Genomic DNA, 12,876 nt, shown 5'->3' with positions numbered 1-12,876 from the left:
CGGACCCTGCCGGGGGTCCGGGGGTTGGCCCCCGGGGGATGCAGCACAGTGGGGAAAGCCTCTTGGGTGAGAAGGGCGGGCGCGGGCCCGCCCGAAGTCGTGGACCAGTCTGGCAGTGTGACCGACCGGGGCGACATTCGTCAGACGCCTCGGCGGCCGGTGGAGTTCCTCGGTCCGGTCAGTTCGACCCCTTCGGGTCGTGTGGAGGCCTTCCACCGGCCGCGAGTTCGAACTCCGCTCGGGGATGTTCGAGTGAACCGAGGGAGACGATCTCCCTTTTGAAGAGCCCCGCCAGGGTCCATTCGGCGAGCACACGGGCCTTGCGGTTGAAGGTGGGCACCCTGCTCAGGTGGTAGACGCGGTGCATGAACCAGGCAGGGTAGCCCTTCAGCTTCCGTCCGTAGACCTGCGCGACACCTTTGTGCAGTCCCAGGGAGGCGACCGAGCCGACGTACTTGTGGGCGTACGTCTCCAGGGGCTCGTCACGCAGGGAGTGCGCGATGTTGTCGCCGAGGATCTTGGCCTGGCGTACGGCGTGTTGGGCGTTGGGGGCGGTGGTGGTGCCGGGTTCGGAGGCGGTGACGTCGGGGACGGCGGCCGCGTCTCCCGCTGCCCACGCGTGCGTGGCGCCCTCGATCGTCAGCTGGGCGGTGCACTTGAGGCGGCCGTGGTTGTTGAGCGGGAGGTCGGTGGCGGCGAGCACCGGGTGGGGTTTCACGCCGGCCGTCCACACGAGGGTGCGGGTCGGGAAGCGCTGGCCGTCGCTGAGGACGGCGACGCGGTCGACGCAGGATTCGAGGCGGGTCTCCAGGAGGACCTGGATGTTGCGGCGGCGCAGCTGGGTGATCGTGTAGGTGCCCATCTCCTCGCCGACCTCGGGGAGGATGCGGTTCGAGGCCTCCACGAGGATCCACTTCAGGTCGTCGGCGTCGACGTTGTGGTAGTAGCGCACGGCGTAGCGGGCCATGTCCTCCAGCTCGCCGAGCGCCTCGACGCCGGCGTAACCGCCTCCTACGAAGACGAAGGTCAGCGCCGCGTCGCGGATCGCGGGGTCGCGGGTGGAGGAGGCGATGTCCATCTGCTCGATGACGTGGTTGCGCAGGCCGATGGCCTCCTCGACGGTCTTGAAGCCGACGCCGTGCTCGGCGAGACCGGGGATGGGGAGGGTGCGCGAGATCGAGCCGGGGGCCAGGACGAGTTCGTCGTACGCCAACTCCTCGGCGCCCGTGCCCTCTTCCTCGGTGGCGAGGGTGCTGAGGGTCGCGGTGCGCTTGCCGTGGTCGATGGCGGTGGCCTCGCCGATGACGACCCGGCAGCGGCCGAGGACGCGGCGCAGCGGGACGACGACGTGGCGGGGGGAGATCGAACCGGCGGCGGCCTCGGGGAGAAACGGCTGATACGTCATGTAAGGGTCGGGACTGACGACGGTGATCTCGACCTGCCCGCGCTTGATTTCACGTTTCAACTTCTTCTGAAGGCGCAGGGCTGTGTACATCCCGACGTAGCCGCCACCGACAACGAGAATGCGCGCGCGTTCCTTCACCATCCCATGACGCACCCGGCGCTGGAGTTTGTCCACAGCCTCGACAAATTGTGTGACCGGCGACGGAGGGTGCGCGGGCGCGCCGAAAGTGCCGTCGTCGAGGGCAGGTTCGCAGGTCAGTGAGGGTGATCGGGGTGGTGCCCCGGGGTGCAATAGGGGCGTATGCGACCCGTACTCCGATCGGGGGGCGCTCCGTGCGGAACCTGCCCCTTCTGAATTGACCCCCTCTCAACTATGTTCGTGTGTCGACGGGGTGAAGGGGGATGTGCTCAGCGAGTCCGCGAAGAGCGGGGCTCGCGAACCGGGCTTGTCTCACGATGCTCCGGCTGCCGATGGCGGGGAGTCTCCGGGGGGAGACGTCATTAACCGGGGGAACGTGTATGCATATTCAGGATTCGCATTGGACATCCGCGTCAGCCGTCGCATCCGGCGGCGCGGTCGGAGCGGCGGCGAACGGACGCGGGGACTCCTCGCGGACGACGCCGTTGCGGGTGGACGCACAGCGCAATCTGGAGCACGTGCTGCGGGCGGCGCGTGAGGTCTTCGGCGAGCTGGGCTACGGCGCGCCGATGGAGGACGTGGCGCGACGCGCGCGGGTCGGTGTCGGCACGGTGTACCGGCGCTTCCCGAGCAAGGACGTCCTGGTGCGGCGGATAGCCGAGGAGGAGACCTCCCGGCTGACCGACCAGGCGCGTTCGGCGCTCGGCCAGGAGGACGAGCCGTGGTCGGCGCTGTCGCGCTTCCTGCGGACGTCGGTGGCCTCGGGCGCCGGGCGGCTGCTGCCGCCGCAGGTGCTGCGGGTCGGCGTCGCCGATGAGGGTGAGGGTGCCGCTCTCCTCGACGAGGCGCGGGTGCCGCAGCAGCGGACGCAGCCGGGTGCGGGTGAGCTGCGCCTGGTGCCGGAGGATTCGGCGGGGTCTCTGGGTTCCGCGGAGTACGACGCCGGGGCGACCGCGCTGCTGGAGGTCGTGGGGCAGTTGGTGGACCGTGCGCGGGCCGCGGGGCAGTTGCGGGCGGACGTCTCGGTGTCGGATGTGCTGCTGGTGATCGCTACGGCGGCGCCCTCGTTGCCGGATGCCGCGCAGCAGGCGGCGGCGTCGGCTCGGTTGCTGGACATTCTGTTGGAGGGGTTGCGGTCGCGGCCGTTGTGAGGCGGTCTCGGCCGTTGTGAGGGTGGGGCGCGGCCGTTGTGAGGGTGGGCCGGTGTTGGGGCGGGCGTCTTCTGGGGGCTGCGCCCCCAGCCCCCCCCATCGGCCCTGAAGGGGCCTCGTCCTCAAACGCCGGACGGGCTGATCTATGCCGACCCAGTTGAAAAGGTGCGGGCGGGTGGCCCGTTCCCGGTGACTCGAATAGGTGACTGTGGGGCGTGGGTGCCGTGGTGCCCGCGCCCCTCGTGACACCTGGGAATGTTCCGGGCATTTCGGTCACCGGTGCCAACTCCCGTTCCGGGCCCGACAGTTGAGCCTTCCCCGGAGGGGTGAACGCTAGTACTGCGGTGCGGGAAGTCCCCACGGATGAGTGGATGGTCCGTACGACGGGGTCCTGAACAAAAGCCAATATGGCTACGCTGACCCGGTGTTCGGGACCGGTTGGACTGGCTTGGCAGGCGGCGGGGGCTTTCCGCGATGAGCGTTGACGGGCGTGACGAGTCACTGGGTGACGGTGACCCGGAGGCCGGTGGGCTGACCTCACCACAGGTGCCGAGTCAGGGCGGGCCCAGTGGTGTCCCCCAGGGTGCTGTCCCCCCGGGTTTCGAACCCGCCGAGGGCAGCGTCCCACCGCAGCGCGAGGGCAGTGTGCTGCCGCCGCCGCTGCCGCCGCGGGAGATGCCGGCGGCCGACGCCTCGCTGATCGAGCGGATGCGCGCCGGTGACGACACGGCGTACGAGGAGCTGTACCGGCGCCACGCGGACGCCGTGCGCCGGTACGCCCGGACCTGTTGCCGGGACGGGCACACCGCCGACGATCTCACCGCCGAGGTCTTCGCCCGCATGTTGCAGGCGGTGCGCGGCGGTTCGGGGCCCGAGCACGCCGTACGCGCGTATCTGCTGACCTCCGTCCGGCGCGTCGCCGCGAACTGGACGAAGTCGGCGAAGCGCGAGCAACTCGTCGACGACTTCGCGGTGTTCGCCGCGCAGTCCGCGCGGGTGTCGGAGGTGTCCGACGACGACACGATCGACCTGGGCGCCGATGTCCGGGCCATGCACGTGGCCGAGCAGTCGATGGCGATGCAGGCCTTCCGGTCGCTGCCCGAGCGGTGGCAGGCCGTGCTGTGGCACACCGAGGTCGAGGACGAGTCGCCGAGCGAGGTCGCCACGCTCTTCGGGCTGGACGCCAACGGCACGCGCGTGCTGGCCAGTCGGGCCCGCGAGGGGCTCAAGCAGGCCTATCTCCAGGCCCATGTCAGCGCCACCCTCACCGACGACGAGGACTGCTCGCGCTACGCCGACCAGCTCGGCACCTACGCCCGCCGCCGGCTGCGCACGCGTGCCGAACGGGGGCTGCGCAAGCACCTGGAGGAGTGCGCCAAGTGCCGGCTGGCCGCGCTACAGATCGAGGAGGTCGCCAGCGGTATCCCGGCGGTCGTCCCGGTCGCGGTCATCGGCTGGTTCGGCGTCGCCGGGTACGCGAAGGCGGTCGCGCTCATCGCCGGTGGCGCGGGAGCGGGTGCGGCCGGTGCCGCTGGTGCCGCCGCCGCTGCGAGCGGGAGTTCGTCCGGCAGTGCGGGTGCCGGAGGCGCGGCCGCCTCCGAGGGCCTGGGCGCCCCGGTGAAGGCGGGCATCGCGGCCGGTGTGGTCGCCACGGCGGCAGCGGCGGCGATCGCCCTCGCGCTGGCCGGCAGCACCCACACCCCCGCGAAGAAGCCCGAGGCGAAACCGGCGCCCTCGTCCTCCCCCATCGCCAAGCCCGAGTCGACTCCCCCGACGCCCCCGAAGAAGCAACCGGCCCCGGAACCAGCGGTGTTGAAGCCGGAACCGACGCCCACTCCGACCCCGACGCCCAAGCCCACACCCCGGGCGAAGCCGACACCGACCCCGAAGTCCACCCCGACTCCGAGGCCGACCCCCAGACCCACGCCGACGCCCACCCCCACGCCGACCCCGACGCCCCCACCCGCGCCGACGATCTTCCAGGTCAGCGAGCTCTCGTACAACGTCAACGGCGACGGCACCGCACCGGAGATCCAGCTCGGCGAGAGCAGCTGGGTGTGGCAGCGCTACGGCGTCTCGATCGGCGGCACCCGGTACGCGCACGGGGCCACCGTGCACGGCCGCTCCTCCGTCACGATCGACCTCAACCGCCAGTGCGTCTCCTACGACGCGACGGTCGGCGTCGACGACATGATGCTGGGGATCGGCAAGGTGTACTTCTCGGTGTACGCGGACGGGGTGCGGCTGTGGCAGTCCGGGGAGATCGACGGCGGGGATCCCGCGGTGCCCGTCCATGTGAACATCGCCGGGCGCAAGACCGTGCGGCTCGTGGTCGAACCGCACAGCTCCTTCGACAACCTGGCGCTGGCGGACTGGGCGGAGTCCAAGTTCACCTGCCAGTAGGAGGTCACGGCGGGGCGGGCAGCTCCGCCAGGATCTCGTCCATGGTGAGGGTCTCGCCGCGGGCGCGTTCGGCGGCGTAGCGCTCGGCGCTCAGGTCGGTGCGGGCGACGGCCTCGGTGTGCTCGACGCGGGCGCGCTCCGGCATGGGGCGCGGGTGGCCGCCGCGCCAGTGGTCGCCCGCGGCCAACAGCCGTACCGCGCGCGGGAGTTCGCCGAGGTCGGCGAGGAGCAGGGCCGTCTGGTCCACCAGCATCGCGATCAACGCGTCGGCGCAGCGCTGTTCTACGGCCTCGCGCAGGGTGGCGGTCATCAGCTCAAGGCCGCGTTCCGGGCCGGACTCGGCGGCGGTGACCAGGGCGGCGACCGCGTTCAGGCCGGCCTTGAACTGCGGTGGGGGTGTGCCCTTCTGGCTCTCCGTCGTGGCCAGGTCGCTCAACTCCCGCGCGCGGGCGACGTCTCCGTCCTCCAGGGCGATGTGCGCGCGCAGCATCAGGACGAAGGTGCGGGCGTCCGCCACACCGTGCCGGTCGGACTCCTCGGTCGCCCGGTCCAGGCCCGCGAGGGCGCTGTCGCGGTCGCCGGCGCGGAAGGCGAGTTCGGCGAGGCGGGCGATGAGGAACGGGGTCTCGGTGTTGGCGCCGACCTCGTAGGCGAGCGCCAGGGCCTCCTCGTACTCCGTCCGCGCCTCCTCGAAGCGGCCGCGGACCATGGCGGCCTCGCCTACCGCGCTGGACACCTGGGCGCGCACCCAGCGGTCGCCGACGCGTCGGCAGAGCACCTTCAGCGCCTTCAGGTCCTCGTCGATGCCCGCCATGCCGCCCGGTGAGTCGACGAGGAGGTGCGTGCGGAACATCAGCATCACGGCGTTCTCCCAGTCACCGCCGTGGGCACGGGCGTTGACGACCGCCGCCTCCATGGCGGGCCGGATGTCCATCGACTCGGTGAGGAAGTAGGCGGTGAGCGGCCAGATGAGCCCCGGCATACGGGCCGACTGCGGGCCACCGGCGGAGAAGTGGTCCTGGATCAGCCGCATGTACTGCCACATGCACTCGTCCCGCAGGCCGTCCTCCGTCCGTCCCAGGAGCTCGGACTCGGCCCTGAGGAAGAGGTTCAGCAGCCGGAGGTCCATCCGTCGCGTGTGCAGGGGGTGCCGGGCGTCCGCCTCCGGGTCGGCGACGTAGGCCTCGTACGGGTCCAGGGCGGAACCGGCCGGCGAGGTCAGGGCGAGGACGCGGATCACCCATTCCGCGCCCTCGGTGCGGTAGTTGCGCAGCCACCAGAACCAGCCGACGGCGATGACCAGGGCACCGGCCTCCGCCTCGTCGCGCGCGGCGACGGAGCGGGCGAGGGCCGCGCGGATGTTGTCCAGCTCGGTCTCCAGGCGGGCTATCCACGGGAGTTGGTCGCCCGAGCGGAGGAGCGGCTCGGCCTCCTCGACGAGGGCGCTGACCCACGCGCGGTGCCTGCGCTCGGCGGCGGCGCGCAGGTCGGGGGTCTCGGCGGCGCGCTCGACGGCGTACTCGTGGATGGTCTCCAGCATGCGGTAGCGCATGCCGCCGTCCGTGTCCCCCGGGGTGGCCACGATCAGGGACTTGTCGACCAGGGAGCCGATGAGGTGGGCCGCGGGGCCGGTGCACACGGCCTCGGCCGCCGCGAGGTCCCAGCCGCCGGCGAACACGGAGACCTCGCGCAGCACCGTCCGCTCCGCCTCGTCGAGCAGGTCCCAGGACCAGTCGACGACGGCACGGAGGGTCTGCTGGCGGGGCAGGACCGTGCGGCTGCCGGAGGTGAGGAGGCGGAAGCGGTCGTCGAGGCGGTCGGCGATCTGGCGCGGGGTGAGCAACCGGAGCCGGGCGGCGGCCAGTTCGATGGCCAGGGGCAGGCCGTCGAGGCGGCGGCAGATCTCCGCGACGGCCTCCGTGTCCTGGAGCACGGCCTCCGCGTCGGGGCGGACGGCGGTGGCGCGCTCGGTGAAGAGGCGGTGTGCCTGGTCGGGGACGAGGGGTTCGACCGGGCGCACGGACTCGCCGGGGACGCCGAGGGGTTCACGGCTGGTGGCGAGGATCGTGAGCCCCGGGCAGCGGGTCAGGAGGGTCTCGGCGAGGTCGGCCACCGCGTCGATGACATGTTCGCAGTTGTCAAGGATCAGGAGTCGGCCGCGCGAGGCGCAGTACTCCACCAGCAGGGCGACCGGGTCGTCCTGCGTGGTCATCAACTCGGTGGTCAACAGGGCGGTCTCGCGCAGACCGAGGGCACTGACCACCGCGCCCGGCACCGCCTCCGGCCGGTCGAGCCGGGCCAGCTCGACGAGCCACGCCTGCGGGAGCCCGGCGGCGGCTTCCTCGGCGAGACGGGTCTTTCCGGAGCCGCCCGGTCCGGTGAGCGTGACCAGGCGGGCCCTGTGCATATCGGAACGGATGGCGGCGATCTCGGGTTCCCGGCCCACGAAAGAGGTAAGCCGAGGACGCAGGTTGCCGTTGCGCTCGGGCGGCCCCGGTGCCGGGGGCGTCGTACTCGCGGGTGCCGTCGACGTGAGCAACTCCCCGTGCAGGGCGCGGAGTTCCGGACCCGGGTCGGTGCCGAGCCCTTCGGCGAGTGCGCGCCGGGCGGCCTCGTACGCGGCGAGGGCGTCGGCTCCTCGGCCCGAGTCGCGCAGGGCGCGGATGAGGAGGGCGTGCAGGGGTTCGTCGTAGGGATGCGCGGTGGTCAGTTCCCTCAGTTCCGGTACGACGTCGGCGGCGCGGCCGAGCAGCAGGTCGGCCTCGGCCCGCGCGCGGGTGGCCTCCTGGCGCAGCGCGTCGGGGCGGGCGGCGGCGGACCGGTCCGGGAGGTCGGCGAGCGCGGGGCCGCGCCACAGGGCGAGCGCGTCGGCGAGGTCGCGGGCGGCGGCGGTCGCGTCGCCGCGGTCGAGGGCGGCCGTACCCCGGCGGGTGAGGTGTTCGAAGACGAACAGGTCCACGTCGTCCCGGGTGGCCGCGAGGCGGTAGCCGCCGGGGTCGGAGGCGATCGCTTCTTTACCGAGGGTGCGGCGGAGGCGGCCGACCAGGGCCTGGAGGGCGGCCGGGGCGTCCTGGGGAGGTTCCTCCGCCCACACCTCGTCGATCAGGGTGCCGGAGGGGACGATCCGGCCCGGGTGCAGGGCCAGCGCGGCGAGCAGGGCACGGATGCGCGCACCGCCGAGGGGTACGCCGGTGCCGTGTTCGTCTTCCGCCCGGGTGTTGCCCAGGATTTTGTACCGCACCGGGTCATTGTCTCCGGGTGGGTGGGGTGGAGGCACGGGGTTTCGCGGCGGGGCGGGTGGTTGGGGTGGTTTGGGGGATGCTGGGTGGGGCGGTTCAGGGTGCGGGGATCTTGGACTGGTGGACAGGTTGTTGGTTGGCTGCGGGTGCGTCGTGGCTGGTCGCGCAGTTCCCCGCGCCCCTTAGGGGCGCTCTCGTTGCCCGGAGTGCGTGCAATGGCCGACGGCTGAAGCCCCCGGAACCCCCGGACTTAGCGCGCCCCGCTCACAACCGCCCCCCGCTCACCCGCCGGAGGCCAACGCCCCCCGTTGCGGACGGATCCCCTCCGGTACGGCACGCGCGCGTGCCGGTGTGCCCGTCCAGCAGGTGCCCCGGCGGGCCAGCAGCCGGCCCAGCCACAGTTCCAGGGAGACCAGGTCCGCGAGGCCGTCCAGGGGCAGTGGCTCGCCCTGGGCCGCCGCGCGGAGCGCCTTGCGGACGACGCGTGCCTCCACCAGGCCCGCCTGCGCGAGCAGCGGCGTGGCGAACAGGTCCATCAGGGAGTCCGCCGCGACCCGTAGACCCTTGCGGGCCGCGGCCGCCGCCGACGCGTGGGAGGGGGCGCCCCAGCCGGGTGGGAGGTCGCCCACGCCGGCGCCCTCCAGGACCGTGCGCAGGATGGCCGCGCGGGCGCCCGGCTGGACCCGTAGGGCTTCGGGGAGGGAGCGGCAGGCGCGGACCACCTGGTTGTCGAGGAAGGGGGTGTGCAGGCGCTGGGAGCGGATCTCGGCTGCCTGTTCCAGGACGCGGAGGTCGTTGGCGTGGCGGGCCAGGGCCGCTCGCGCGCGGAAGTCGCCGGGGCGCTGGCCGGGGCCGCTGCCCTGGCGGCTGGGCGCGCTCTGGAGGCGAACCGATACTTCAGCCAGGGCCTCGCCGGTCAGCCAGCGCGCTGCGGGGCCCGGTCTGGCCCAGGTGAGCGCGGCGAGGGAGGCACCGACCGCGCCGCCGGGCTCGTCGAAGCGCTGGTTCATCAACCGGTCGGCGAGGACTTCGAGTCCCGCGCCGTAGGGCGTGCGGGCGAGGCGGCGGGCCGCGCCGTAGACGCGCCCCGGGACCATCACCGAGCCGTCCGCCTTCGCCAACGCGGCCACCGGGCGCACCAGATGACGCCGTTTGCGGTCCATCAGGAGGTCGGCGAGGCGGGCCGGGTGGGCGTCCAGGACCTGGCGGGCGCCGTAGCCGGTGAAGTGGTCGGCGCTGCCCGCGGCGAGCCGGGCGCGGTGGCGGGCGGCGACGATCAGGGAGGGGCCGGGTTCGTCGGTGAGGGGGCCGTCGAGTTCGGCGTACGGGAGGACGTCCTCGGCGCCGGTGACCACCACGTGGTGCAGGCGCGGGTTGGCCGCGAGGGTGCCCGCGCGCTCCACCTCGGACTCGCGTCCGGGGACGGCGAGATCGTTGAACGTGACGGCCAGGAGCCGTTCGCCCGCGCCGGTGCCGTGCCCGAGGACCGTGCCCGGCGCCCCCGGCAGCCCGGCGGCGAGCAGGGCCAGCGTCCCGGAGGCGGGCCCCCCGGAGAGGTCGGCCCCGATCCCGGGGACGGGCATCCCGCGCGCGGCACGCCGTTCGGCGGGCCCCATGCCGGGGACGGGTCCCGGGTCTATGTCGGGCACGTGGCGGGGAGCGGAGAGGCGCGCACGCACCGCATCAACGAGCGCGTCCCGTACGGCGTCCACCGCGCTGTCCGGGTCCACGGCCGCCGCCGCGACCGCGAGGGAGGCGACCGGCTCGTACCCGGCGATCTCACGCGCCCCGGCGCGCAACACCAGCGCATGCCCCGGCGGAATGCGCCGTACGCCCTCGTACGGCGTCGAGTCGTGCAGCGCGGCCGGGACGTCCGGGGCGGCGAGCAGCGCGGCGAGGTGACCGAAGTCGAGGTTGGCCTCGATGAGGTCGGCGAGCGGGAGCGCGGCCGTGGAGTACGCCGTACCGCCGGCCCAGGGGGTGAAGAACACCGGCTTGGCGCCCGCGAGATCACCGCAGACCATGGTGCGGCGGCCGACCTTGACGACCGCCGTGTAACTGCCCGACCAGGCCGTCAGATGCCGAAGTGCCCCTCCGCGCGCGGAGAACAGGCTGAGGCGCAGCTCCTCGTCGGAGGCGCCGCACGTACCGAGGACCGCGATACGCGTCTCGGCGTCGACCTTCACGACCCGTACTTCGTCGGGTCGCCAGTCGCCGACCGCCCACAGCGGATCCGGGTCGCCCCAAAGGAGTTGGGACCCGACCGGGTGCACCGTCTCACCGTCGAGGCCGGTCGCCCCCGCGGAACCGATCGTGGCGGCTCCAGCGGCGGTACTGCTCCATCCCACCAACCACCGCATCGACGCCTCCACAGGCTGTGGACAACCAGTGCACCGCACGAACTGGGCACCATGCTGCCATGAAGGACGCCTTCCGGAGGGCCGGAGAAGCCGCTTGAGATCGCGTGAAGACGCCCTGGACTAGGGACAACCGGACAAGGAAGACCCTACGTCCACGACGCGAATGCGCCCCCGATACGCTCCCCCAAAACACCTAACGCGCCCTCAACTCCCATGGTAGGAGCGGTATTCGACATCGGGAGGCAGGGGCGGTTTTCGGCCAAATCGGCGTTACAGGGACAGGCTCGCGCACGCTCCGTACATGCCGTGCGCACCGCTTCGCACCGCGCACAGTCCGGGAGGCGGAGTACGCCTCCCGGACCGGTCCGCCGCCCGCGGGGATGTAGGCGGCGGTGTCCCCCAGCCCACTGGATCCAGTACAGCGGGCCGACCCACGCACGATCCATCGAAGCGCTCCCGGGATGGCCGGAGAAGAGCGCACACACGGGCGCACGGCCACACGACGGGGGCACGTCGCAACCCTGCGTGCAAACCCCGCACTCGCGTACGGACCACAATCCCGCCAACCGGAACAATGCCCCTTAACGCTTGGGATGCGGCGAACTACGCTGGGTTTACGAATGCCGGGTGGTTATGCCAGCGCGGCAGCCGTCTGTGTCGAGGGGTGGCGCATGTCCAGGGAGCAACGCGGGCCGAACGAAAAACTCGGCACCGTTCTCGCCCTCGCGGGAATCAGCAACGCAGGACTCGCGCGTCGCGTCAACGATCTTGGCGCTCAACGCGGGTTGACACTTCGCTACGACAAGACGTCGGTGGCGCGCTGGGTGTCGAAGGGGATGGTGCCCCAGGGCGCCGCCCCGCACCTCATCGCGGCCGCCATCGGCCAGAAGCTCGGCCGCCCTGTGCCGCTCCACGAGATCGGCCTGGCGGACGCGGATCCCGCACCGGAAGTGGGCCTCGCCTTTCCCCGGGACGTCGGCCAAGCCGTGCGTTCCGCAACGGAGTTGTACCGGCTCGACCTCGCCGGCCGCCGGGCCGGCTCCGGCGGCATCTGGCAGTCCCTCGCCGGGTCGTTCGCAGTCAGCGCATACGCAACGCCCGCCTCACGGTGGCTGATAACCCCGGCCGACAGTTCGGTGGCGCGCGAGGCCAACTCCGCGGAGAGCTCCGGGACACCGCTCAAAGTCGGCCACAGCGATGTGCAGAAACTGCGGGAGGCCGCGGAGGACGCGAGGCGCTGGGACTCCAAGTACGGGGGTGGCGACTGGCGTTCGTCCATGGTGCCCGAGTGCCTCCGGGTGGAGGCGGCACCGCTGCTGCTCGGCTCGTACTCCGACGAGGTCGGCAGAGCCCTGTTCGGCGCGAGCGCCGAACTCACCCGCCTCGCCGGGTGGATGGCCTTCGACACGGGTCAACAGGAGGCGGCGCAGCGGTACTACATCCAGGCGCTGCGCCTGGCCCGCGCGGCGGCGGACGTGCCGTTGGGGGGCTATGTGCTGGCGTCGATGTCGTTGCAGGCGACCTACCGGGGCTTCGGCGACGAGGGCGTCGACCTCGCGCAGGCGGCGCTGGAGCGCAACCGGGGGCTTGCTACGGCCCGGACGATGAGCTTCTTCCGGCTGGTCGAGGCGCGGTCCCATGCGAAGGCGGGGGATGCGCAGGCGGCCGGGGCTGCCCTGAAGGCCGCCGAGGGGTGGCTTGAGCGGTCCCGGGAGGGCGACAACGATCCGTCGTGGCTCGGGTTCTACGGCTACGACCGGTTCGCGGCCGACGCGGCGGAGTGCTACCGGGACTTGAAGGCGCCTCGTCAGGTACGGCGGTTCACCGAGCAGGCGTTGTCGAAGCCTACGGAGGAGTTCGTGCGGTCGCACGGGCTTCGGCTGGTCGTCTCTGCGGTGGCTGAGCTTGAGTCGGGGAATCTTGATGCGGCTTGTGAGCAAGGGGTTCGGGCGGTGGAGGTCGCTGGGCGGATCTCTTCGGCGCGTACGACGGAGTACGTGAAGGATCTTCTGCACCGGTTGGAGCCGTATGGGGATGAGCCGCGGGTCGTTGAGCTGCGGGAGAGGGCTCGGCCGTTGTTGATGGCGCCCGCCTAGTCGTCTGCGTGGTTGCGGTCTGTCTGCGCGTGCGGGTCCGTCGTGGCTTGTCGCGCAGTTCCCCGCGCCCCTTGGGCGCGGGTA

General features: G+C 72.3%; 6 protein-coding genes. 3 read left to right on the top strand and 3 right to left on the bottom strand.

Annotated features, from left to right (window positions below; translation table 11 throughout):
* Positions 1–178 precede the first annotated feature (178 nt).
* A complete protein-coding gene (locus tag OG194_RS24725) occupies positions 179–1,546 on the bottom strand; it encodes an NAD(P)/FAD-dependent oxidoreductase (RefSeq protein WP_327402989.1) in 1,368 nt (455 codons plus the stop codon).
* A gap of 377 nt (positions 1,547–1,923) precedes the next feature.
* On the opposite strand from OG194_RS24725, the gene OG194_RS24720 reads away from it, so the two are divergent.
* Positions 1,924–2,694, top strand: a complete 771-nt coding sequence (locus OG194_RS24720; protein WP_327402988.1) for a TetR/AcrR family transcriptional regulator — start codon at positions 1,924–1,926, stop codon at positions 2,692–2,694.
* Between the two features lie 474 nt (positions 2,695–3,168).
* Positions 3,169–5,097, top strand: coding sequence for a sigma-70 family RNA polymerase sigma factor (locus tag OG194_RS24715; protein WP_327402987.1), 1,929 nt, complete (start codon positions 3,169–3,171; stop codon positions 5,095–5,097).
* 4 nt (positions 5,098–5,101) lie between these two features.
* Here OG194_RS24715 and OG194_RS24710 read toward each other — a convergent pair whose 3' ends face one another.
* Together OG194_RS24710 and OG194_RS24705 are read right to left on the bottom strand one after the other, a co-directional pair.
* A complete protein-coding gene (locus OG194_RS24710) occupies positions 5,102–8,338 on the bottom strand; it encodes a BTAD domain-containing putative transcriptional regulator (RefSeq protein ID WP_327402986.1) in 3,237 nt (1,078 codons plus the stop codon).
* Between the two features lie 279 nt (positions 8,339–8,617).
* On the bottom strand, positions 8,618–10,696 hold the full coding sequence (locus OG194_RS24705; protein WP_327402985.1) for an asparagine synthase-related protein: 2,079 nt from the start codon (positions 10,694–10,696) through the stop codon (positions 8,618–8,620).
* Between the two features lie 671 nt (positions 10,697–11,367).
* Here OG194_RS24705 and OG194_RS24700 point away from each other — a divergent pair.
* Positions 11,368–12,792, top strand: a complete 1,425-nt coding sequence (locus OG194_RS24700; protein ID WP_026151123.1) for a hypothetical protein — start codon at positions 11,368–11,370, stop codon at positions 12,790–12,792.
* The last annotated feature ends 84 nt before the right edge of the window (positions 12,793–12,876 follow it).

This window comes from Streptomyces sp. NBC_01288, assembly GCF_035982055.1.
Lineage (GTDB): Bacteria > Actinomycetota > Actinomycetes > Streptomycetales > Streptomycetaceae > Streptomyces.
This window is presented reverse-complemented; position numbering and strand designations above follow the sequence as displayed.

Coding starts and splice junctions, on each gene's coding strand:
- OG194_RS24720 (WP_327402988.1), top strand. CDS start 1,924: ATGCATATTCAGGATTCGCATTGGACATCCGCGTCAGCCGTCGCATCC.
- OG194_RS24705 (WP_327402985.1), bottom strand. CDS start 10,696: ATGCGGTGGTTGGTGGGATGGAGCAGTACCGCCGCTGGAGCCGCCACG.
- OG194_RS24715 (WP_327402987.1), top strand. CDS start 3,169: ATGAGCGTTGACGGGCGTGACGAGTCACTGGGTGACGGTGACCCGGAG.
- OG194_RS24725 (WP_327402989.1), bottom strand. CDS start 1,546: ATGGTGAAGGAACGCGCGCGCATTCTCGTTGTCGGTGGCGGCTACGTC.
- OG194_RS24700 (WP_026151123.1), top strand. CDS start 11,368: ATGTCCAGGGAGCAACGCGGGCCGAACGAAAAACTCGGCACCGTTCTC.